Raw genomic sequence first — 22288 nt, 5'->3', positions numbered from 1 at the left:
ATTTACTCTTACTCATTTTTCGTCACTCACTTTTTCGGCGCCATTTCTCGATCCTTTCAGCGTTATCAAACTGCAAGTCGAGAAAATCATTCATCAGTGCCACATCGGCCAGGCTAATAGAGCGATCGCGCAGTGCAGTATACGGAATAAGACCTGCGTCGACCGGGCGCAGCAGGTACTCTTCCCCCCCCGGCAGGGTATCCAGTGTTAAACCGCTGGCAGGTCGGCTATCTCGCTGGCGAGGGGTACGGGAAAAAAATCGCCAAGGGAATCTCGGATAACGTTGCCGACCAGTTCCAACATGCCCAGCATGTCGATATCGTCAAACATCATCACCCCATCCTGGAAAACCGCAGTCCAGATTTTGCCGTTCTTGCGTGCAACCGCTGAGAGGCATGGATGAAGAATGGCATCACAGTCGGCGTCGCTCATGGCGGCAACGGCATCTGCCACCTGCGGCAACAGCGCCGCAAGCGTAATTTCACCACTTTTCAGTTCATCAAAAACCCCCGCCACCGCGGGGAGTAATTTACGCGCAACACGAAACTGGTCGAAAACATCGAGCTTTACAGCCCGATATTCCTGCCCTTTTAGCTCAAATTCCATAATTAGAATTCTCCGAGCATCTGGTCGATCTTGCCGCAGTCAAACACCCAGCTCACATTGCCACCTTCTTTGGCATTCACATGGTCCGGGCGCTTTTGAAACGCACAATTGCGCGCCACAATGGTATCCCCAGAGGCAGTATTACGGATGGTGATGATGTTATTGCCCCACAAAGTTGAAGACATGCCCTGTGCGCCATAGACCGAAGAGAGCTTTTTGTTCACCGGGGAAGTTTTCAACAACGTGACGGTAATGGTGCCGGATTTGGCCGCATGCAGGCTGTGCATCACTTCGCCATCAGCGCCCAGCGTCATGGTGTTTTGCGGACCGCTCATAGCAACCACAATCCCCTCATCGGCATTCGAAGCGCCGTAACCCAAATCAATCACCCCAGTCGGGCCGGCCAAAGTGGCGCTAACGTCTGCAAATGAATAAGTAGCCATAGTTTTTTCCTTAAATTAACGATTTACGTTGATAATGACGTCGGCGTAGTGCACTGCACCCGCCAGTTTGATAGCGCATTGGATCACTGGTGCACGGCGTTTCTCACGCTCAGCCTGAGACTGTTCAGCAATCGGTGAAGCATAGGTGTAATAGCCTTTGGTCAGCGTCTCACCCGATTGCAGAATACCCAGTGGCCCGCCATTCCATACCCCTGGCGCAATCAGCCCGTTATCCACCCCTTTCGCCAACGACTGTTCGACATTGGTCAACAACCGCGTCACACCGCCATCGGTTTGTGGAATTTTGCTGGTAGAGGTGAACAGCAGGTTATAAAGGTTGTTCTGTACATAGTTCTGCAACCAGTCCAGGCCATGGCGCTCATCGATAAAGTCACCGTTACACATCACCCCTTCCTGAATAATCGCCGTGTCGTTGTTGTAATTGACAAAGACGTTGGCGTTTTTCCCTTGCAAGGTATTGGCATCAGTTTGCGACAGCGTTTCGGCGGTAATGCCCGGCTGCTGCTTGAACTTCAGGGTAATTGTGGTGTTGTTGCCGCTGAAATTGACGGTAAAAGCCCGGCCAAACAACGAGGCCACCGCATACGGATTGGCACTCGAATACTGCACTAATGTGCGTGAATAGTTTGCCGCTTTCAGGGTGCTGGCAATGTCCGAACCGCTGCCCGCAGTGAAGATACTGTTGTTCTGTGTGGTGTGGCCATAGATCCGCGCTACACCGTCAGATTCAATCAGCGCAGCGACTTTGGTGATATCCGCATCACTCAGTGAGGTATCCGCAATCATCAAGCCATACCAGGCTGTGGATTGGTTGGCCAATGCAGCGACACACTCATCAATCTTCTCTGCCGTCTTGCGTGGAATCACCAGTGCACCGTCATTTTGCGTCAGTTTCAGTAGCAAGGATAAATCTGTGCCAGTATTGGCAGCAGGATAGTTGAGAGTCGAAGTTGCACCGGATGCCTTTAAGGTAACGACAAAGCGACTACCATCCCACACTACTGCGGCAGTGCCAGTACCTATGGCAGTAGCCACCTTGGCAGCAATACCGTTCAAGCTGGTATCGGTAGAAAAATCAAGGGGTCCCACTGTTTTCACGATGCCATCAATGGTGATTTTCATTGAGGCATCTTTCACCGCAGTAAAGCGGCTTAACTGCTGCTGTGTGGGCGTTAGCACACCACCACGCAAGACAGCCGGGGCATCGGTTTTCACCCAACGCCCAATCAGCAGATCCACCGGTCGCGGAGATTGTTGATAGTAAAGGTTAGCCGCCTGATATTCCGGTGAGTTGAGGCCGAAATCGGCCACCACACCGCTGATATCGCTGTAAGCACGCAGGCGCTCGTTAGCATCAATCACCGGCGAACTGCCAACAATCAGCAAAGAACCAAAGTTACGGGCCTGTGCGGCGCGAACCGCCATGTTGACAGACACGTTGATAATATTAGAAACAGGTAATCCCTGTGACATAAGTTACTCTCCAAAAAAGTGTGTTGGTGCTTCGAGGATAGAGTGGATCGCGTACTCTCTGACCACTTTGCGCTGCAGCGTCAAGTGCTGATCGTAACGTCTAACCCACTGATTATTTTTTAGTTCATGGGCTGAAACTATGGCTCCCGACGCCGCAAAGGCGAGGCCAGCCAGGCTCAGTTCTTCCCGGTTTTGTGCTATGGCGATACCGTCACGGAACTCGGTAGCCAACCGCTGTCCATGCGGGCCATAAAAACTGACCATGATTTCAATCAGTTCATTGCGCCATAGCTGCACGCTGTCGTCCGCTTGATTGGTGAATGCCGGATTATCGTTAGCCTGAAATTTCAGTATTCCCAAAGAACACCAATCTTCCGTGGCTGACGGTTGGTGCGGCTGTTCGGCTGTCCAATGCAATAAAACGTACTTCGGCGGCAATCCAGAGACACCCCGTATCCAGCGGGAAAGGATGCGCTCCAGTTCGATGTCATCTTGTTGTGATGACGAAATAGGTCTTAGGTAAGTCGTTTGGTGGTTGCTGTTAAGGTTGCTGCTCATCCGACACCCCGCCGTCAAACGGCATCAGTTCACAATGGGCCAGTACGAATCCGGCACCATAAGCAAGGTAGGGATCGACAAAGGTCACTCGGTAGTCACGTCCTTGATAAGTGACAACATCGGCATCACGCCCACTTTGCCCCTGAGTTAACCTCTCCAAAGTGACTATCTGTATTGAGCCACTGATCGTCTGGCTCGGTGGCATGCGCTGGGTCATCAGCGCATGGTTCACCGTGACCACACCGATAAACGGCATGGATTGCCGGACAACGCTGGTGACGCCATCATCGTCCGTCTGCAACAAATTGCGCGTGACGATCAGCGTCGAGTCGGCAAAATCGGCATCCAGCAGAATCTCGGTGACATCAAGTAGCGGCATGGCCACCTCCTGATGCTCCTTTATCTTGATGAGGTACAACAGAATTCACGCTATGTTTCATTATGTTAGCGATCATAACTGTCGCCCTCCTGCCCCAAACAGCAGCAGCAGGTCGTAAAACTCAGCCCCGTAGCGGGTATGATTCCACCAGCTCGCCTGAGGATTGAGGGTGGCGCAGTTGTCGTAGCGGATACTGATTTTATCCACCGACTTAGCCGCCATTACGCCACTGTTGTCACCGCTGTTCCCCCCCAGCGTGCTGGCCCGCATATCAGTTGCAAATAAGGTCAGGTAGTGAGCCACGAACAGCTCAACCACATAGGGGTAGAGCAAGTCATAGCGTGCTTCATCCAGTAGCCGATCGGCCAAAGCCAGATGGAGGGCAATCTGGGCCGAGGGATAGCGGGTCACATCGCTGAATTGCGGAAAATCAGTACGAAACTGTGCCTCGGCGGGCAGCGTCTGGTTGTTGGACGGTGGCATAATCAATGCCTCCCCTTAATGGCTTCCACTATTGGCAACTGACGGTTCCGCCCCGTTTTCGGCGTTGCTGGAGGCACTGCTCGGTGCACCAGCGGTGTGCCAAAACACAATAGGAAACCCTCGGCTAAGCGATAACGGGTGTTATCGAGCCGGGCATTAAAAAAATATTTCATGGTGATTAATCCTCGTGAAAGGGCTTTCTCAGCCCTGACGCAGACTGGCTAAATCTTCTTGGCGAATGGTGGAGCCGATCCCCGTAACCGGTGATGAGTCACGTAACTGTTCAGCGCCCGCATAAGCCGTCATCACGCCGCTATTTACGGCGTTGCCTATTGCCTCAACGGTCTGCATGGCGACCTTGCTCCGATCAAGTTCTGACATCTGCCATAGCGGATTGAAACTAAATGCAAAATTATCGGGTAATGGTTTACCTAGTACCGAACGATGTAGAAGCGACATCAGGGTATAGACGGGGCGGCGTAGCTGCCGCGCCTGCTGTGCCGCAATGCCATCGTAGTAATTCGCCAAATCCACATCACCCGTGGTAAAACCTGCCGGAGATTGACCAAACAGCCTGACCAATGGAATGTTAAGCGCCCCGGAGAGCTGTTGTGCGAACTGCGCCAGAACCTCGGGCAACCCATTGAGGTGATAGGCATGGGTTTCAAACTTATCGCTGGCATCCATTAGCGTTAAGCCATCAATAGACTGCCCTTGCTGAATAGCGGTCATTTGTGCCAGCAATGCTTCTCTCGCTGGCCCACCCATAGCCAGAATTTTGCGCAGATCGGCCACGCTGTAAGTACGCAGATGAGCCTTGTTCATCAGTTGCACGGCGGCGGTTGTCGCGCTATCAAATGCCAGTATCCGGTCATAGATGCGCTCTATCACACTGATACCCCAGCCATTTTCATCCGATGTGAACTGGCTGGGCAGAGTAATGCCATCAATGCGTATGACCCGGCTGTAATGGATCTTCCACGGCGGAATACCACTTGAAGTATCTGTCACCTGGTAGAAACGTGGCTGCCCTAAATCAGGCCCCAGCGCACTTTCTCTGTCGCTCAACGAAGGTGAAACCTGCCAGCGATTCACAGGAACAATGCCGCGGAATGCACCCACTTTCACGGTATCTACCCGCAAAGGTGTGGACATATCGTCACCATCAAGCAGGATTACCCCAAGTGCACTACCATATAGTCGCCCTTGTTTAATGACGTTATTCAGGCTATTCCACAGGGCCAAGCTCGCCCAGACCCCCTGCAGATGCTGTTTTGCATCAGGCTCCAGAGTGGAAGTTATCGTGATCCCATTACGGGTCATATCCTCTGCGACGGTATCTACCGCCGCGCCGACCAGCCATGATGAACGGTAAGCCATATCAATTAATGACCGCTGCTCACTGACTCTTTCAGGAAGAGGGCTCACGCTCCCCGAAAAGGGGGGCACACGAATCCCTGGCCGCAGCGTCACTTCGCCATTGCCCTGTTGGGTTGACGAAGTCTTCGCCAACTGATTATTGAGTGAGGTATCTATTACCATTCTCCCGTCCTATCTAGTTGAATAATTTTTAAAATTTTTCTTCCAGGTTGTTCCCCTTGGTTAAAGTCGAACCTAAAGAGCGGCAACCGCGACATATGTCATGAGTGCCTTATCAGAAACACAAACAAAAAAGCCCTTCACATAGAGAGAAGGGCTTCAGGTGGCTGAGTTCAAGATACAACTCTTTGACCTTATAGTTGTTACTATACCTGTTAATCAGATTATATCAACACTTTTTTGTTGTTATCTTTATTTTGGTTGTGAAAAATAAATATCCTCCGGCATAGCCGGAGGTTTTTCATATGCGCCTGTAAGGCTCTCTTACCTGCCGCGCCCTAACAGGCGCATGACTACCTCACATTTGCATTACTTCTGTTACTTACTGCCCGTAAACGGGCTACATCAATGTAAGGGCGACTGTAGTTACCATCACATCTTTCTATACACATATCTTCCTTAGCGCATATGACAGTTTCCTTTGTACTTACCCCCCAAGACACTGAATAAGTAACGTGTTGGTACTTCTCTCATTCATCGGGTATGCGCTAAGCCTTTCTCATCAACTATTAGCGGCTTATCTATCTCCAGAGGTGCTTTGTTGCTACCTGACCACAAGCGTTACTGGCCATTAAAAGAGCCGACTCAAAGCTGGAAGCTTTACGGAACCCCCAGCCTAGCTGGGGGTTTTCTGAATACAAAAAAATACCGCCTTGCGGCGGTATCTCAGGAAAGCCTGTGGAAAGTGGCTTCAGGCGCTAACTGCGTTCTCGGTATAAGAGAAGATTTGCCCGGCGATAAAGGCTTCTGCCACGCGCAATAAATTTGCGACATAACTCTGCGCTTTACCGATCTCTTTCGCCAGGCGGTTCTGGCTGACGTGATAGACATAGTGAGCAACAATCAGTTTATAAGCCAATAAATCAAAGCGTTTAAGCCCTGCAACGGCGGCGTCTATCAGCATGCCTTCTTTGTCGTCAATGCGAATCCGGTTGGAGCCGCTCATTGGCAGCGCTTCCTGAAAAGTGATATTTACCGTTGAGTACTCGGTTCCCAGATTACAGCGGGCCCAGTTTCCCCACGTCTCAAGGCTCGATTTTATATTGTTCATTTTTGCTCCAAGACAAACTAAGTGTAGTTGTTGTATAGTACATACCTATAGTTGTTAAATCAACATAACTAAGTTGTATCATCGCTCATAGGTTGTTATTGCATTTTTTTCATTTACAATCAGGGGAACAGGAGACGAATTATGCAAACTTTAGGTGAACGCCTTGCTAAACGGCGTGAGCAACTGGGCTTGAGCCAAAAAGCGTTGGCAGAGAAAGTTGGGGTCAGCCAGCAATCCATCAATAAAATTGAGACCGGGCAGACCCGCTCGCCACGCAACCTGGAGAAACTGGCCGCTGCCTTGTCAGTTACCTCACAATGGCTGTTGTTTGGTGAAGCAAACTCAACGGCAACATTACCTAAACCTGATGAAGTCAAAGAAAGCCGTTTACGCGTCGAAGAGTGGGAATCGATGGAGCAGGATCATAAGGAGTTCATTGATATACCGGTGCTTGACGTTGAAGCCTCGGCAGGTAGTGGTGCCATGCCTGAAGAAGAGCGGGAAATCTATCGCTTGCCGTTTCGGCGCTACACCCTGCGCCGCTTGGGCGTGAATGCGCGCGATGCGCGCGTGGTGAGAGTGATCGGTAATAGTATGGCACCGCTGTTGCGCAGTGGTGATGTCGTCGGTATCGATACCGCCAATCAATTTCCAATCATTGATGGCGATTATTACGCGATTCGAGATGGTGATTTAATCCGCGTTAAGCAGTTGGTGGCCAAACCGGATGGTGGGGTGATCATCAAGAGTTTTAATAGCGCCGAATATCCTGATGAGTCTTTGAACCGTCAGGAATTTGAGCAACGCATCCATATTATTGGGCGGGTCTTCTGGTCTTCGACCTTATGGTAACAAGCATGAGAGGGTTCCCCCTCTCATTGCCAATGGCCTCAACCTTCATGCAGACCACACTCGCGCTTCAGGCCGAAGAAGCGGGTTTCTTCCTCGCTCATGCCCTGTTCCCACTTACGGGTGGTGTGCGTATCCCCTACCGAGAGATACCCTTGATCCCACAACGGGTGGTAACTCAGCCCGTGCTCAGTCAAATACTGGTAAATCTGGCGATTACTCCAATCAATAATCGGCAGGATCTTGAATACCCCACGTTGTACCGCTAGCACCGGCAGGTTGGCACGGCTGCCAGACTGTTCGCGGCGTAAACCGGCAAACCAGGTCTGCGCGCCCAGCGTTTCCAGCGCGCGGTTCATCGGTTCAACTTTGTTGATCTGATTGTATTTTTCAATACCCTCAACGCCCTGCTCCCATAGCTGACCGTAACGCGCCTCCTGCCAGGCTGGTGAATGCTCGGCACGGAATACCTGCAGATTAAGCTGCAGCTTGTCGACCAGATGATCGATAAACTGATAGGTTTCTGGGAACAGGTAGCCGGTATCGGTCAAAATTACCGGGATATCCGGCTTGATGCGGGTGACCAGATGCAGACAGACCGCTGCCTGAATACCGAAGCTGGAGGAAAGCACGAATTCACCCGGTAAATGCTCCAGCGCCCACGCGACCCGCTCCTGCGCCGAAAGGTGTTCCAACTGGCCGTTGACCACCGCCAGTGCCAACGCCTGCCCGGATTTCGGCAGTGCATTCAGCGCTACCAGATCGAATTCAGCCATGTTGTTTGCCTCCTGAAAATAATGATGTGCCCCCTCTCCCAGCGGGAGAGAGGGCAGTAAGGTGCACAAACTTAGCTACTGCACCCAATGTGAAGAAAGCCAGCAAGGTTAGTCCCAAAAATCCCGCGCTGAATCCACCACAGCCCGGACGATCCCGGCACGAATCGTGAAATCACCAAACCCTTCACCCGCTTTACGCTCTTGCGCCCAGCGGCCTACCAATTGGTCGATTTCCTGCAAAATATCAGCTTCATTTATATTCTCACGGTACATGCGTGGAATACGCGTGCCTTCACGGTTACCGCCCAGATGCAGGTTGTAGCGGCCAATGGCTTTGCCCACCAGCCCAATTTCTGCCAGCAGCGCACGGCCACAGCCGTTCGGGCAACCGGTGATACGCAATACAATGTGCTCATCACCCACGCCATGGCGTTGCATGATGCTTTCCACTTTAGTCACAAATTCGGGCAGGAATCGTTCAGCTTCAGCCATCGCCAGTGGGCACGTAGGGTAAGACACGCAGGCCATCGAGTTTTTGCGCTGCTCGCTGACCGCATCGTCGATCAGGCCATGCTTACGCGCTAATGCTTCGATCTTCGCCTTCTCACTCTCTGGTACGCCAGCCACGATCAGATTCTGGTTGGCCGTCAGGCGGAAATCCCCTTTGTGGACCTTGGCAATCTCGGCCATGCCGGTTTTCAGCGGGCGCCCTGGATAATCCAGCAGGCGGCCATTCTCGATAAACAGCGTCAAGTGCCACTGCTTATCAATACCTTTTACCCAACCGATACGATCACCACGCCCGGTAAATTCATACGGGCGCACTGGCTCGAAGGTAATGCCCGCGCGTTTTTCCACTTCGGCGCGGAAGGTGTCCACACCGACCCGCTCCAGCGTGTATTTGGTTTTGGCATTCTTACGATCGGTACGGTTGCCCCAATCGCGTTGAGTAGTGACCACCGCTTCCGCCACTGCCAGCGTGTGCTCCAGCGGGATATAGCCGAACTCACTTGCCTTGCGCGCATAAGTTTTCTTATTACCGTGCTCGATCGACAGGCCGCCGCCCACCAACAGGTTAAAGCCCACCAGCTTGCCATTTTTAGCAATCGCGACAAAGTTCATGTCATTGGCGTGCAGATCGACGTCGTTTTGCGGCGGGATCACCACCGTGGTTTTGAACTTGCGCGGCAGGTAAGTCGCCCCGAGAATCGGCTCTTCATCGGTGGTCGCCACCTTTTCCTGATCCAGCCACACTTCTGCATAAGCACGGGTGCGTGGCAGCAGGTGTTCAGAGATTTTCTTCGCCCACTCGTAGGCTTGCTGATGCAGTTCGGACTCCACCGGGTTCGAGGTACACAACACGTTGCGGTTAACGTCATTGGCGGTTGCCAAGGCATCCAGCCCCAGGCGGTTCAGCAATTGATGCACCGGTTTCACATTGCCTTTTAAGATGCCATGGAACTGGAACGTCTGGCGGTTGGTAATACGGATGCTGCCGTACAGGGTGCTTTCTTCAGCGAATTTGTCGATGCCCAACCACTGCTGCGGGGTGATAATCCCCCCCGGCAAGCGGCAACGCAGCATCATGGCGTGGCGCGGTTCCAGCTTTTGCTCGGCACGCTCGGCACGAATATCACGATCGTCCTGCTGGTACATGCCATGGAAACGGATCAGCAAGAAGTTGTCGCCGTTGAAACCGCCAGTCAGGCCATCGTTTAAATCTTCCGCGATGGTGCCGCGCAGGAAGTTGCTCTCTTTCTTCATCCGTTCGGCATCGGCCAGTTTGCCTTCCACCACCAAAGGCCCAGGGTGTTTATCACTCATCAGTACACATCTCGCTGATAACGGCGCTCAAAGCGCAGCTCACTTAAAAATTCATCTGCCTGCTCGGTATCCATACCACCGTGCTCGGCCACCAGTGCTAATAATGTGTTTTCAACGTCTTTTGCCATGCGATTGGCATCACCACAGACATAAATGTGCGCACCTTGCTGGATCCAGCGCCAAATCTCTGCCCCCTGTTCGCGCAGTTTGTCCTGCACGTAAACTTTATGCGGCTGATCGCGCGACCACGCCAGATCGATGCGGGTCAGTAAGCCGTCTTTTACATAACGTTGCCATTCAGTCTGGTACAGGAAATCCTCAGTAAAATGCGGGTTGCCGAAGAACAGCCAGTTGTTACCGGTTGCACCATCGGCTTCACGCTGCTGCATAAAGGCGCGGAACGGCGCAATACCGGTGCCGGGGCCAATCATAATCACTGGGGTTTCTGGATTGGCTGGCAGACGGAAGTTGTCGTTGTGTTCGATGAATACCCGCAGATAGCCCTCTTCTTCCAGGCGATCCGCCAGGAAACTGGAGGCACCGCCAGCACGGGCACGGCCATTGATGTCATAACGCACGACACCCACGGTGATATGCACTTCGTTTTCATTCTCGGCCTGAGACGAGGCGATCGAATACAGGCGCGGCGTCAGCGGGCGTAACAACCCGATCAGCTGCTCAGCATGCAAATCCGCCGGAGCCTGGCGCACCATATCGACAATTGGCGTATTATGCGCATAGTGCTGCAGCTTGGTTTTATCGGCCAGCAGGCTAATCAGTTTTTCGTCACGCGACAGCGCGGCGTATTTCTCTACGATCGGCGTGGTGTTCTGCGTCAGTTCGAAGTGCGAGCGCAGCGCTTCACGCAGCGGCAGGGTTTTACCTTCAACTTCAGCCGGTTCATCACCCTTCATCCACAGCAGTTGCACTAATTCGTTCACCAACTCGGGATCGTTGTCAAACCAGACCCCCAGCGCATCCCCCGGCTGGTAACGCAAACCGGAATCCGCGAGATCAATTTCGAGATGGCGCACATCTTTATCAGAAGCGCGGCCAGTGATCTTTTGCTTCACCGCCAGTTGGGCGGTCAACGGTTGTTCTTTGCTGTAAAGGTTGCTGCCTTGCAGAGCGACAGCACCTGCCGCCAAAACACCCGGTACACTGTTTTCGGTGGGCGCACGCCCTTTCATCACCTCAACCACCTGCTTGCGCCAGGCGAGCGCCAATGCCTGATATTCCACATCGGCATCAATACGTTCAACCAAACGTTCTGCACCCAACTCGGCCAGCTTGGCATCAAAATCTTTACCGGACTGGCAGAAATTCTCGTAAGACGTATCCCCCAAGCCGAATACGGCAAAGGCCGTGTCGGTGAGCTTGGGTGCTTTTTTCGAATGCAGGAATTTATGCAGCGCGACCGCTTCTTCTGCCGGTTCGCCCTCGCCTTGGGTAGAAGCTATCACTACCAATAGGCGTTCCTGAGCGATCTGCTTGAACTTGTAGTCCCCGGCATTCACCAGGGTGACGCTCAGTTTCGCCGCCAGCAGATCGTCACGCAGTTGTTCCGCCAAACGGCGGGCATTACCGGTCTGTGAAGCGGAAATCACGGTAATGCTGCTGGCCGCAGCGGCAGCAGGAACCGCTGGCACAGTGGCGACAGCTCCCGGTTGCTGGTTAACCATTCCCCAGAAATAACCCGACAGCCACGCCAGTTGCGTTGGTGAATACTCACCAATCGTAGCCTGAAGGCGAGCCAGCTGTTCGGGAGTCAGCGGGAGCAAAGATGTTGGGGGAGCCAGAGTCGTCATCGCGGTACGGATATCCTATGCTTAGCCAGTGTCAGTCGCTGTTTGCTTACCTGAGAGATTCAGGAGAGTTTGTAAGGTTACCGAGTGCTATAGCAACGATTAAATAAGGGATAGCAATAAATAATAACCAAAATGACTAAGCTGTTTTTCTGGTAAGGGATAACGGTTAAAGCACTAATAAAAAAATTATATCTTTCTGAAAATTAATAATTTTTTAAAATCAGCCTGGAATGGATCGCGTTTATAGTTGACGGGCTCATCCGATAAGCTCTAGACCGACCCAGCAAAAAAAGTGTTAAACCCAAGCGGTGGTTTGAGCGCACAACCCCCAAGCAACTTGAGGCATGACGGGTATAAATGGTAAGCAATACCCCTTTTCGCTACACTGTGCGGCGTTTTTTGAATCAATGAGGCCAAAATAATGGCAACCACGCTGTTTAAAGATTTTCTGTTTGAAGCCGCCCACCGCCTGCCGCATGTTCCCGAAGGTCATAAATGTGGTCGCCTGCACGGGCATTCGTTTATGGTGCGCCTCGAAGTTACGGGTGAAGTGGACGCTCACACCGGTTGGGTTATGGATTTTGCCGAACTGAAAGCGGCATTTGATCCGATTTGGCAACGCCTGGACCACCATTATCTGAATGATATTCCTGGCTTAGAGAACCCCACCAGTGAAGTGCTTGCCGCCTGGATCTGGCAACAACTCAAACCGCAACTGCCGGAATTGACAGCAGTGATGGTGAAAGAGACCTGTACCGCTGGCTGCGTGTACAAAGGCTAAAAAAATCAGGGCACCGATTGGCGCCCTGATTTTATGCGATATTCAGATACTTATGCGTCTGCATGGAAAGCCGCCAGTTGCGGGCGATACAGGTTTCAATACACAAACGCGTCGCTTCTTCTTTCTGGCTGATCGGCTGCAACGCGATAACCCGGTGCTTATCATCCTGCAGCGTTGCCAGCAATTCATCCAGTGCAGCAATATCACGCTCGCGCCCGACCGGGTGTTTAATCTCATCGGCACGCGTCAGCGCCTGCGCCAAAACTTTCAGCCCCCCACGCATATTCACCTTCGGTGAAACCGTCACCCAGGTATTGGGCGAACAGAGAACCTCATGAGTGCCGCTGGTTTCTATCTGGCAACCATAACCATGGCTTTCGAACAGCGTCGTCAGTGGGATCAGATCATAGATACAAGGTTCACCGCCGGTAATCACAATATGCCGCGCGGTATAACCCTGCTGCCGAATCACCTCAAGCAGTTGCTCGGCACTGGCGCTGCCCCAGGCATCGCTCTCAGCGGTTTTCACCAGAATGCGCGGCATATCCACTTCCCGATCGGCATCCTTTTCCCAGGTATGTTTGGTATCACACCAGCTACATCCTACCGGGCACCCCTGCAGGCGAATAAAAATGGCCGGAACGCCGGTAAAGTAGCCTTCCCCTTGCAAGGTTTGGAACATTTCGTTAATCGGATACTGCATCGGTTTCTCAATCTGGCTGGGTAAAGAGGCATTATCGCAGATCCGACTTCTGAACCCCAAGTGTTACAAATGGCTTGTCAATATTGGTATCACGATCAAGAAGCAAACCTAACAATTTACTTTCGATTTCATAGTAATACCATTAGGCTATAAAGCACCTTTTTCTTCCCTCGAGCCACAACATTGAAAGAGAATCAAATCGAAAGCGTGCAAGCTTTGCGAGGCTTAGCTGCTCTTGCCGTTATGTTTTTTCATTACCGCTGGATTCTGAACTTAGATACCCCAGGCTTAGGCGATCAACTATTTGGCCTTGGTGCAGTAGGCGTTGATCTGTTCTTTATTATCAGTGGGTTTGTTATTACCTTATCGATAAAAAGAACGCAGCCTAAACAGATTAGCACCGTCATTTTTATTAAAAAACGGGCAATACGTCTGCTACCTGCTTATTACGTCTTACTGCTGATCACTTTCCTATTTTCAGGGGCAATGAGTACCTTCCATTACCCTGAAAAGGTGCGTAATCTGCTCAGCGCACTCACGTTTACCCCCTATGATGCAGCTCACGCGCCTTTCTATGTAGACGCTAGTGGCATGTATGGCATTCGTTGGACGCTGAACTACGAAATTTACTTCTACTTGATTACCGCCGTGAGCCTGTTCTTTAGAAAGAACTGGCTTGTACTGTATGGCTTTTTTGCCTGTTCGTTGGTCGCTTTGCCCCTGTTTGCAGGGTTCACGCCGACGCTGAATGTATCAGGTTATAATTTCGGCTCTGCCCATGTAAACCTGATGACAAACCCGATTATCTGGCAGTTCCTGGCTGGCGTGACCATTGGTTTATTGTATCCTTACCTGAAGAATACGCCTGCAAAATGGTCATTCCCTCTGTTATTCCTCGCCATCGCTGCCGCTGTATGGGGGATGTATTTTAATGGCTACAATAATCATGGGATTGATTCTGCTGGTGCTTTTCTCACCTTACTTTTTCTGGCGGTGGTGATATGCGATCGCTATCTCGCCAGATACACTCCGCGTTTTTTAGTTTATCTGGGTAAGATTTCTTACTCGCTTTATCTGCTCCATACCATGCTCAATACAGCATTAGATGGCCGTATAGATAAATTGGGGATCTCTTACGGTTGGCCACGTTTTATACTGTATTCCGTTTTTGCCATCCTGTTGGCGCATTTTTCTTATAAATATATTGAGCAATGGTTTTCACGAAAACTCAGCTCAGGTAAAACCACCACCTCCCACGCTAAACCCGCCTAAACAGCAAAAGTTTTTTTGGACTTTTCAGACTGCTGACTAACCCTACATTTTTGTGGGGTTAGTGTATTACTTGCGACTGAGGATCGTAGTTCTTTCAGTCATTCAGCACCTCTCTGCTTGCGATCAACATGTAATAACCATGTAAATTTATTGTGATTTAACGCTCAAAAATGACGCAACTTTAATTCATTTTTGTTCATTAGCTCACTATTTTTCCGGGTTAAATTCGTGTCCACTCCGCTCAAAAACCGTCTATTAAATTGATTTAAATAATAATTTTATTTCCATCACCGCTTTTTTAGCGTTAACTGGTCAGTGTTGCATATGCTTGTACATACAAGTATATGTTAATCATCCCGACGCATTGTTATCACATGGTGAGTGCTCTGCGACACCACAGGATTTGTACCGATACTGTTTGAGGAAATAGCTGTGACTGCAAATAACAAAGTTCGCAATGTCGATATACGCGCCCCACGCGGCACTCAATTAAATGCCAAGAGCTGGCTGACCGAAGCCCCTCTGCGTATGCTGATGAACAACCTCGATCCCGAAGTGGCAGAAAACCCACACGAATTAGTGGTATACGGTGGTATAGGCCGCGCCGCCCGTGATTGGGATTGTTACGACAAAATTGTCGAAACCCTCAAAAAGCTGGAAGATGACGAAACCCTGCTGGTGCAGTCCGGCAAGCCGGTCGGTGTATTCAAAACCCACAGCAATGCTCCACGCGTGCTGATCGCCAACTCCAACCTGGTTCCGCACTGGGCCACCTGGGAACACTTCAACGAACTGGATGCCAAGGGCCTGGCAATGTACGGCCAGATGACAGCCGGCAGTTGGATCTATATCGGTAGCCAAGGCATCGTGCAAGGCACCTATGAAACCTTCGTCGAAGCGGGCCGCCAGCATTATAACGGCAGCCTGCAGGGGCGCTGGGTGTTAACCGCTGGCCTCGGTGGCATGGGCGGTGCACAGCCACTGGCTGCTACGCTGGCTGGTGCTTGTTCGCTGAATATCGAATGCCAACAAAGCCGTATCGATTTCCGCCTGAAAACCCGTTACGTTGATGAGCAGGCCACCGATCTGGATGACGCGCTGGCACGTATTAAGCGCTACACCGCCGAAGGCAAAGCCATTTCCATCGCGCTGTGTGGCAACGCGGCAGAAATCCTGCCAGAACTGGTCAAACGCGGCGTGCGCCCAGATATGGTTACCGATCAGACCAGTGCTCACGATCCGCTGAATGGTTATCTGCCGAAAGGCTGGAGCTGGGAAGAGTATCGTCGCCGTGCGCAGACCGAACCGGCGCTGGTGGTCAACGCGGCCAAGCAATCCATGGCCGAACATGTTGAAGCCATGCTGGCGTTCCAGAAAATGGGCGTGCCAACCTTTGACTACGGCAACAACATCCGTCAGATGGCCAAAGAGATGGGGGTCAATAATGCCTTCGATTTCCCTGGCTTTGTTCCGGCCTATATCCGCCCACTGTTCTGCCGTGGTATTGGCCCGTTCCGCTGGGCAGCGCTGTCTGGCGATCCACAAGATATCTACAAAACCGATGCCATGGTGAAAGAGCTGATCCCGGATGATGAACATCTGCATCGCTGGTTGGATATGGCGCGTGAACGCATCAGCTTCCAGGGTTTGCCAGCACGTATCTGCTGGGTGGGCCTGGGCCAACGGGCCAAGTTGGGGCTGGCGTTCAACGAGATGGTACGCCGTGGTGAACTGTCCGCACCCATCGTGATTGGCCGCGATCATCTGGATTCCGGTTCCGTTTCCAGCCCGAACCGTGAAACCGAATCCATGAAAGACGGTTCCGATGCAGTATCAGACTGGCCGCTACTCAATGCCTTGCTGAATACCGCCAGCGGTGCGACCTGGGTTTCTCTGCACCACGGCGGTGGCGTCGGTATGGGCTTCTCGCAACATTCCGGGATGGTGATCGTCTGTGACGGCACCGATGAGGCCGCTGAGCGTATCGCCCGCGTGCTGCATAACGATCCGGCGACTGGCGTGATGCGCCACGCCGATGCAGGCTATGATATTGCTATCGATTGTGCGTGCGAGCAAGGCCTGAACCTGCCCATGATCGCGGCAACTCAGGGAGAAAAAGCATGAAAGCGCTGACTATCCGCCCAGGAAAACTGACGCTTGCCGAACTGCGCCAAGTGTATCAGCAACCGGTCAAACTGACCCTTGACGACGGCGCTTATAGTGCCATCCAACAAAGCGTCGCCTGCGTAGAACGCATTGTGGCAGAAAACCGCACCACCTATGGCATCAACACCGGTTTTGGCCTGCTGGCCTCAACCCGTATTGCGCGTGAGGATCTGGAAAATCTGCAACGTTCCATCGTGCTTTCACATGCAGCCGGAGTGGGTGCAGCGACCGATGATAACCTGGTGCGCCTGATCATGGTGCTGAAGATCAACAGCCTGTCGCGCGGTTTTTCCGGCATCCGTCTGGAAGTGATTCAGGCTCTGATGGCGCTGGTCAATGCAGAAGTCTATCCGCACATTCCGCTGAAAGGCTCCGTCGGCGCTTCTGGCGATCTGGCCCCGCTGGCGCACATGAGCCTGGTATTGCTGGGTGAAGGCCAAGCCCGTTATCAGGGCGAATGGTTACCGGCGGTTGAAGCGCTGGCTAAAGCAGGCCTGCAGCCGCTTCAGTTGGCAGCCAAAGAAGGGCTGGCCCTGTTGAACGGCACTCAGGTTTCTGCCGCTTTTGCTCTGCGTGGCCTGTTTGATGCCGAAGATCTGTATGCTGCCGCGACCGTCACCGGCAGCCTGACGGTAGAAGCCGCGCTAGGTTCCCGCAGCCCGTTCGATGCCCGGATCCACGCAGTGCGCGGCCAACGCGGCCAGATTGATGCCGCTGCCGCCTACCGCCATCTGTTAGGCGATCGCAGTGCCGTCTCTGACTCGCACCACAATTGTGAGAAGGTACAGGATCCTTACTCTTTACGCTGCCAACCACAGGTGATGGGTGCCTGCCTGACGCAGATCCGCAACGCGGCAGAAGTGCTGGAGATCGAGGCCAACGCGGTTTCTGATAACCCGCTGGTATTTGCCGAGCAGGGCGATGTGCTGTCTGGCGGTAACTTCCACGCCGAGCCGGTGGCGATGGCTGCCGACAATCTGGCGCTGGCGTTCGCTGAAATGGGTTCGCTCGCCGAACGCCGTATTTCTCTGATGATGGATAAACACATGTCGCAGTTACCGCCATTCCTGGTGGATAACGGTGGCGTAAACTCCGGCTTTATGATCGCTCAGGTGACGGCAGCAGCCCTGACCAGCGAGAACAAAGCGCTGGCGCACCCCGCCAGTGTCGATAGTATCCCGACCTCTGCCAACCAGGAAGATCACGTTTCGATGGCACCCGCCGCGGGCCGCCGCCTGTGGGAAATGGCCGATAACGTACGCGGTATCCTGGCGGTGGAGTGGTTGGCAGCCTGCCAGGGGCTGGATCTGCGCCAAGGTCTGCAAACCACCGAAGGTCTGGAACAGGCGCGCCGCCTGCTACGCGAATACGTCAGCTACTACGATAAGGATCGTTTCTTCGCTCCCGATATCGAAGCTGCAAGCCATCTGTTGGCTGCCGGTCATCTGACATCGCTGATGCCAGCGGCCTTATTGCCTAGCCAGGCCTAGCGTTTTCTCTAACCTGCCCGATGGATTGCCAATCGCCGCTGACCAGCTCGCGGTTTGCAAAACCAAAGGGATATATCCTGCAAGTTCGTACTCTGTCCCACCGGGCTCGTTCCTCCGGTGTGGACAGTGCTGCCTGTCCGACAACAACTCTAAAACGGGGAAGCAAGATGCGTAACGAAAAAACTCAACTCCGGCGCGGTTTGAACGCACGGCACATTCGCTTTATGGCCTTGGGTTCCGCCATCGGCACCGGGTTGTTTTACGGTTCTGCCGGGGCGATTCAACTGGCTGGCCCCGCCGTGCTGCTAGCCTATTTGGTTGGCGGTGCAGCCGTGTTTATGGTGATGCGAGCGCTGGGGGAAATGGCCGTCCATCAGCCGGTTTCCGGTTCTTTCGGCCACTACGCAAGCCATTACTTAGGCCCGTTGGCCGGGTTTCTTACCGGTTGGACCTACACGTTTGAGATGGTGATCGTGGCTCTGGCCGATGTCACAGCCTTCGGCATCTATATGGGGCTGTGGTTCCCGGATGTTGCGCAGTGGGTCTGGGTCTTGAGCATCATTATGTTTATCGGTGCGCTTAACCTGTGCAGCGTCAAAGTATTTGGTGAAATGGAATTCTGGCTGTCGCTGGTGAAAGTCGCGGCGATTGTGGCGATGATCGTCGGCGGTGCGGCAGTGATGATGTTCGGTTTCGGTCAAGCACAGGATGCCACCGGCTTCAGTAACCTGTGGCAACACGGCGGCTTTATGCCAAATGGCATTGGTGGCGTGGTGGCTTCGCTAGCCGTCGTGATGTTTGCCTTCGGCGGTATTGAAATTATCGGGATTACCGCCAGCGAAGCCAAGGATCCGGCCACCGTGCTACCAAAAGCCATTAACTCGGTGCCGATACGCATACTGTTATTCTACGTGCTGACCTTGCTGGTGCTGATGGCGATTTATCCGTGGAACAGTATCGGTCAAAAAGGCAGCCCGTTCGTGGAGATCTTCAGCAACCTGGGCATCAGTTCCGCCGCTAACGTGTTGAACGTTGTCGTGATCACCGCCGCTATCTCCGCCATCAACAGCGATATCTTTGGCGCAGGGCGCATGATGTACGGTATGGCCCATGACGGCCAGGCACCAAAAAGTTTCTCTAAGCTGACCAGCAGCGGAGTCCCATGGATGACGGTGTTGGTAATGTCTATCGCGCTGCTGCTGGCAGTGGTGCTCAACTATTTCATTCCAAAACAGATTTTCATGATCATTGCCTCAATCGCGACCTTTGCCACCGTTTGGGTGTGGCTGATGATCCTGCTTTCGCAAATCGCCATGCGCCGTACGTTGACTAAAGAGCAGGTGAGCCAACTGAGCTTCCCGGTGCCCTGGTGGCCGGTGGCGCCTGCAGTCGCAACGGCATTTATGCTGTTTGTGATCGGGCTGCTGGGGTACTTCGAGGAAAGCCGCATTGCGCTGTATGTCGGTTTGATCTGGGTAGCGCTCCTCACTACGGCCTACTGGCTGTGGGTACGCAAAAAAGCGCCATCCGCCGTGGCCACAGCGCAAAATCTGTAAGAATAGATTTTACTGATTCAGGGCAGTTCACTCCGGTGGGTTGCCCTGAATCTACGCATCGAATTATTTAAAGGCCAAGCGTTTTCTTATAAATAAAATCAATTTACTTAAAATACCTTAATCATTAAGCATCAATATCAACAAAAATAAGTAATATATTATCAATAACCTTCCTTTTACCTACAGTAATTAACATCCCAACTCCCCAAATAATGCGAGTGACTTGACAAAAAACGCATAGCATTTTTTTGAACAGCTCTGGTGTTGGCCCTGGATGAACCTGCCTTCAAGCGACTTGAAGTATGACGGGTATAAAAGGGATAAAATAAACCATGACATTATATTGATACTGTGGAACAGTGCGCGCATTTTCTGAAAAGGAGAATCAGCGTGGACATTATTTATATTGACCACTCACCGTTATGTCAGCTCGGAATGAAGGCCTTACTCGCGCAAGATATGATTTGTTTATCGCGGCCTTCTATGAGTTTATTATTCACAGAGGGAATATCTCCAAATCTGGTTATAATGAGCTTTCCAGAGCAAATTTACCTTTTTGAAGAGTATCTGCTGTTTCTTGAGCGGCTTAGGAGATGTAACCCTAAAATTAAAACTTTTTTTTTCATCGAGAAGGCCTCGCCTTTAATCTTGGCGCTGATCGCCCGCGCACGCCCAGATGCAATATTGAACAAAAAAGAGAAGACCAATGTCGTACTTGAAATGTGCATGCTATTAATTAATCAAGAAAGGCCCACAACAAACGGTCACCTGTGGGGAACACAACAACCGAAGATAATTACGCCAGGGGAAATCACGGTGCTTTGTGAGATAGCACGTAGCACCAGCATTGAGACAATTGCCCGGCAATTGCAGTTACATCCGAAGACAATCTACTCACACCTGAATAATGCGAGCAAAAAATTCGGTATTCGCAACCGCGTTGAACTCCTGAAAATGATCGCGATGCTGTAACCAACCCGGTGCAACATCAAGCACGGTGGATATAAAACGTGCAAGGCAACTATTGGCAATAAAAAACGGGGAATGCCATCAGCACTCCCCGTCATAAATATTACATTACTGACCTTTAACTTCTTTCAGGCCATTGAACGGCGCACGGTTACCCAGCGCTTCTTCAATACGGATCAGTTGGTTGTACTTGGCAACGCGATCGGAACGGCTCATAGAACCGGTTTTGATCTGGCCAGCCGCAGTACCTACCGCCAGGTCAGCGATGGTAGCGTCTTCGGTTTCACCTGAACGGTGAGAGATCACCGCAGTGTAACCCGCGTCTTTCGCCATCTTGATCGCAGCCAGAGTCTCGGTCAGAGAACCGATCTGGTTGAATTTGATCAGGATAGAGTTAGCGATGCCTTTATCGATGCCTTCTTTCAGGATCTTGGTGTTGGTTACGAACAGATCGTCACCAACCAGTTGGATCTTGTCGCCCAGCACTTTGGTCTGGTAAGCAAAACCAGCCCAGTCAGATTCATCCAGACCGTCTTCGATAGACACGATTGGATACTGCTTGGTCAGATCTTCCAGGAAGTGGGTGAACTCTTCGGAGGTGAACGCTTTGTTGCCTTCACCAGCCAGCACGTATTTGCCATCTTTGTAGAATTCAGAAGCTGCACAGTCCATTGCCAGAGTAATATCTTTACCCAGCTCATAGCCTGCCGCTTTCACTGCTTCAGCGATAACTGCCAATGCTTCGGCGTTAGAACCCAGGTTTGGCGCATAGCCACCTTCGTCGCCCACTGCGGTGTTCATGCCTTTGGCTTTCAGCACTTTTGCCAGGTGATGGAACACTTCAGAACCCATACGCACGGCTTCTTTCAGGCTCTTCGCGCCAACCGGTTGAATCATAAACTCTTGAATATCAACGTTGTTGTCAGCGTGCTCGCCGCCGTTGATGATGTTCATCATCGGCAGAGGCATAGAGAATTTACCTGGGGTGCCGTTCAGTTCAGCAATGTGCTCGTACAGCGGCATGCCTTTGGAAGCAGCAGCAGCCTTGGCAGCAGCCAGAGAAACCGCCAGGATGGCGTTAGCACCAAACTGGGATTTGTTCTCGGTGCCGTCCAGTTCGATCATGATCTTGTCGATGTTAGCCTGGTCTTTGGCATCTTTACCCATTACTGCCTGAGCGATTGGGCCATTTACTGCAGCAACCGCTTTCAGTACGCCTTTACCCAGGAAACGAGATTTGTCACCGTCACGCAGTTCCAGCGCTTCGCGAGAACCGGTAGAAGCCCCTGACGGCGCAGCAGCCAGACCAACGAAACCGCCTTCCAGATGCACTTCGGCTTCAACAGTTGGGTTGCCGCGTGAGTCGATGATTTCACGGCCAATGACTTTCACAATTTTGGACATATGGGTTTTCCTCAAGTCACAAGTTAAACTAAAACTACAGACAAACAACGCGCGGTTTTGGCCGCGCGTTGCTGACT

21 protein-coding genes are annotated in these 22288 nt (G+C 52.0%); 7 read left to right on the top strand and 14 right to left on the bottom strand.

The annotated features are described in order from the left end of the window. Positions 1-22 precede the first annotated feature (22 nt). The 9 genes from IV04_RS26845 to IV04_RS17080 all read right to left on the bottom strand — a co-directional run bounded on the left by IV04_RS26845 (position 23) and on the right by IV04_RS17080 (position 6613). Complete coding sequence (locus IV04_RS26845; protein WP_072010914.1) at positions 23-172, bottom strand: NTP pyrophosphohydrolase; 150 nt, start codon at positions 170-172, stop codon at positions 23-25. A 35-nt stretch (positions 173-207) separates the two neighbouring features. Then, positions 208-606 (bottom strand): phage tail assembly chaperone, encoded by a 399-nt coding sequence (locus IV04_RS17115; RefSeq protein WP_037401931.1) that lies wholly within the window; start codon positions 604-606, stop codon positions 208-210. A gap of 2 nt (positions 607-608) precedes the next feature. Continuing rightward, positions 609-1049: a DUF3277 family protein gene (locus IV04_RS17110; RefSeq protein ID WP_037401927.1), complete on the bottom strand. Its 441-nt coding sequence runs from the start codon at positions 1047-1049 to the stop codon at positions 609-611. Between the two features lie 15 nt (positions 1050-1064). Next, complete coding sequence (locus IV04_RS17105; protein WP_037401925.1) at positions 1065-2543, bottom strand: DUF3383 domain-containing protein; 1479 nt, start codon at positions 2541-2543, stop codon at positions 1065-1067. A 3-nt stretch (positions 2544-2546) separates the two neighbouring features. Next, the gene (locus IV04_RS17100) at positions 2547-3101 is read right to left on the bottom strand and encodes a hypothetical protein (RefSeq protein WP_037401922.1); all 555 of its coding nucleotides are present in this window, start codon (positions 3099-3101) and stop codon (positions 2547-2549) included. Then, positions 3085-3480: a hypothetical protein gene (locus tag IV04_RS17095; protein ID WP_037401920.1), complete on the bottom strand. Its 396-nt coding sequence runs from the start codon at positions 3478-3480 to the stop codon at positions 3085-3087. Before IV04_RS17095 ends, IV04_RS17100 begins: the two co-directional genes overlap by 17 nt. A 72-nt stretch (positions 3481-3552) precedes the next feature. Then, positions 3553-3963 carry a DUF4054 domain-containing protein gene (locus tag IV04_RS17090; protein ID WP_037401918.1) on the bottom strand — a complete coding sequence of 137 codons (411 nt, stop codon included), beginning with the start codon at positions 3961-3963 and terminating at the stop codon, positions 3553-3555. A 201-nt stretch (positions 3964-4164) separates the two neighbouring features. Continuing rightward, positions 4165-5505 carry a DUF1073 domain-containing protein gene (locus tag IV04_RS17085; RefSeq protein ID WP_072010913.1) on the bottom strand — a complete coding sequence of 447 codons (1341 nt, stop codon included), beginning with the start codon at positions 5503-5505 and terminating at the stop codon, positions 4165-4167. Between the two features lie 748 nt (positions 5506-6253). Next, complete coding sequence (locus IV04_RS17080; protein WP_072010912.1) at positions 6254-6613, bottom strand: antiterminator Q family protein; 360 nt, start codon at positions 6611-6613, stop codon at positions 6254-6256. Between the two features lie 141 nt (positions 6614-6754). Here IV04_RS17080 and IV04_RS17075 point away from each other — a divergent pair, with 141 nt between their 5' ends. Continuing rightward, on the top strand, positions 6755-7465 hold the full coding sequence (locus IV04_RS17075; RefSeq protein ID WP_037401914.1) for a helix-turn-helix transcriptional regulator: 711 nt from the start codon (positions 6755-6757) through the stop codon (positions 7463-7465). Between the two features lie 38 nt (positions 7466-7503). Here the strand turns inward: IV04_RS17075 and cysH are convergent, their stop codons facing one another. The 3 genes from cysH to cysJ form a co-directional block, all read right to left on the bottom strand. Further along, positions 7504-8238, bottom strand: a complete 735-nt coding sequence (cysH, locus tag IV04_RS17070) for a phosphoadenosine phosphosulfate reductase (protein ID WP_037401911.1) — start codon at positions 8236-8238, stop codon at positions 7504-7506. Between the two features lie 108 nt (positions 8239-8346). Further along, positions 8347-10062: an assimilatory sulfite reductase (NADPH) hemoprotein subunit gene (cysI, locus tag IV04_RS17065; RefSeq protein ID WP_037401908.1), complete on the bottom strand. Its 1716-nt coding sequence runs from the start codon at positions 10060-10062 to the stop codon at positions 8347-8349. Continuing rightward, entirely contained in the window at positions 10062-11870 is a 1809-nt protein-coding gene (gene cysJ / locus IV04_RS17060; protein ID WP_037401905.1) for an NADPH-dependent assimilatory sulfite reductase flavoprotein subunit, read from the bottom strand. Before cysJ ends, cysI begins: the two co-directional genes overlap by 1 nt. Positions 11871-12291: 421 nt before the next feature. Between cysJ and queD the strand changes: the two genes are divergently transcribed. Beyond that, positions 12292-12651 carry a 6-carboxytetrahydropterin synthase QueD gene (queD, locus tag IV04_RS17055; protein ID WP_037401903.1) on the top strand — a complete coding sequence of 120 codons (360 nt, stop codon included), beginning with the start codon at positions 12292-12294 and terminating at the stop codon, positions 12649-12651. Positions 12652-12682: 31 nt separating this feature from the next. On the opposite strand, the gene queE is transcribed toward queD, so the two are convergent. Beyond that, on the bottom strand, positions 12683-13354 hold the full coding sequence (gene queE / locus IV04_RS17050; protein WP_037401900.1) for a 7-carboxy-7-deazaguanine synthase QueE: 672 nt from the start codon (positions 13352-13354) through the stop codon (positions 12683-12685). A gap of 183 nt (positions 13355-13537) precedes the next feature. On the opposite strand from queE, the gene IV04_RS17045 reads away from it, so the two are divergent. The 5 genes from IV04_RS17045 (at position 13538) to IV04_RS17025 (ending at position 20810) form a co-directional block, all read left to right on the top strand. Next, a complete protein-coding gene (locus IV04_RS17045) occupies positions 13538-14626 on the top strand; it encodes an acyltransferase (RefSeq protein WP_152562906.1) in 1089 nt (362 codons plus the stop codon). 432 nt (positions 14627-15058) lie between these two features. Further along, positions 15059-16750, top strand: coding sequence for a urocanate hydratase (gene hutU, locus IV04_RS17040; RefSeq protein ID WP_037401898.1), 1692 nt, complete (start codon positions 15059-15061; stop codon positions 16748-16750). Continuing rightward, positions 16747-18282, top strand: coding sequence for a histidine ammonia-lyase (hutH, locus tag IV04_RS17035; RefSeq protein ID WP_037401895.1), 1536 nt, complete (start codon positions 16747-16749; stop codon positions 18280-18282). The genes hutU and hutH overlap by 4 nt, the downstream gene beginning before the upstream one ends. A gap of 167 nt (positions 18283-18449) precedes the next feature. Further along, a complete protein-coding gene (locus IV04_RS17030; RefSeq protein ID WP_037401894.1) occupies positions 18450-19838 on the top strand; it encodes an amino acid permease in 1389 nt (462 codons plus the stop codon). Between the two features lie 390 nt (positions 19839-20228). Then, positions 20229-20810 (top strand): response regulator transcription factor, encoded by a 582-nt coding sequence (locus IV04_RS17025; protein WP_037401891.1) that lies wholly within the window; start codon positions 20229-20231, stop codon positions 20808-20810. Positions 20811-20915: 105 nt separating this feature from the next. Here the strand turns inward: IV04_RS17025 and eno are convergent, their stop codons facing one another. Continuing rightward, positions 20916-22211 (bottom strand): phosphopyruvate hydratase, encoded by a 1296-nt coding sequence (eno, locus tag IV04_RS17020; RefSeq protein ID WP_037401888.1) that lies wholly within the window; start codon positions 22209-22211, stop codon positions 20916-20918. Between the last annotated feature and the right edge of the window lie 77 nt (positions 22212-22288).

It is taken from the genome of Serratia sp. Ag1 (assembly GCF_000743355.1).
In the GTDB taxonomy this organism is placed as follows: Bacteria; Pseudomonadota; Gammaproteobacteria; order Enterobacterales; family Enterobacteriaceae; genus Chania.
Note: the sequence above shows the minus strand (reverse complement) of the source record. Positions and strands in the feature narration are given on the sequence as shown.

What these genes read in the sequence shown, in the direction of transcription:
- IV04_RS17100 (WP_037401922.1), bottom strand. Translation starts at nt 3,101, where the DNA reads ATGAGCAGCAACCTTAACAGCAACCACCAAACGACTTACCTAAGACCT.
- cysH (WP_037401911.1), bottom strand. Translation starts at nt 8,238, where the DNA reads ATGGCTGAATTCGATCTGGTAGCGCTGAATGCACTGCCGAAATCCGGG.
- IV04_RS17090 (WP_037401918.1), bottom strand. Translation starts at nt 3,963, where the DNA reads ATGCCACCGTCCAACAACCAGACGCTGCCCGCCGAGGCACAGTTTCGT.
- eno (WP_037401888.1), bottom strand. Translation starts at nt 22,211, where the DNA reads ATGTCCAAAATTGTGAAAGTCATTGGCCGTGAAATCATCGACTCACGC.
- IV04_RS17115 (WP_037401931.1), bottom strand. Translation starts at nt 606, where the DNA reads ATGGAATTTGAGCTAAAAGGGCAGGAATATCGGGCTGTAAAGCTCGAT.
- IV04_RS17085 (WP_072010913.1), bottom strand. Translation starts at nt 5,505, where the DNA reads ATGGTAATAGATACCTCACTCAATAATCAGTTGGCGAAGACTTCGTCA.
- IV04_RS17110 (WP_037401927.1), bottom strand. Translation starts at nt 1,049, where the DNA reads ATGGCTACTTATTCATTTGCAGACGTTAGCGCCACTTTGGCCGGCCCG.
- cysI (WP_037401908.1), bottom strand. Translation starts at nt 10,062, where the DNA reads ATGAGTGATAAACACCCTGGGCCTTTGGTGGTGGAAGGCAAACTGGCC.
- IV04_RS17080 (WP_072010912.1), bottom strand. Translation starts at nt 6,613, where the DNA reads ATGAACAATATAAAATCGAGCCTTGAGACGTGGGGAAACTGGGCCCGC.
- queD (WP_037401903.1), top strand. Translation starts at nt 12,292, where the DNA reads ATGGCAACCACGCTGTTTAAAGATTTTCTGTTTGAAGCCGCCCACCGC.
- IV04_RS17030 (WP_037401894.1), top strand. Translation starts at nt 18,450, where the DNA reads ATGCGTAACGAAAAAACTCAACTCCGGCGCGGTTTGAACGCACGGCAC.
- hutH (WP_037401895.1), top strand. Translation starts at nt 16,747, where the DNA reads ATGAAAGCGCTGACTATCCGCCCAGGAAAACTGACGCTTGCCGAACTG.
- IV04_RS17095 (WP_037401920.1), bottom strand. Translation starts at nt 3,480, where the DNA reads ATGCCGCTACTTGATGTCACCGAGATTCTGCTGGATGCCGATTTTGCC.
- queE (WP_037401900.1), bottom strand. Translation starts at nt 13,354, where the DNA reads ATGCAGTATCCGATTAACGAAATGTTCCAAACCTTGCAAGGGGAAGGC.
- cysJ (WP_037401905.1), bottom strand. Translation starts at nt 11,870, where the DNA reads ATGACGACTCTGGCTCCCCCAACATCTTTGCTCCCGCTGACTCCCGAA.
- IV04_RS17075 (WP_037401914.1), top strand. Translation starts at nt 6,755, where the DNA reads ATGCAAACTTTAGGTGAACGCCTTGCTAAACGGCGTGAGCAACTGGGC.
- IV04_RS17105 (WP_037401925.1), bottom strand. Translation starts at nt 2,543, where the DNA reads ATGTCACAGGGATTACCTGTTTCTAATATTATCAACGTGTCTGTCAAC.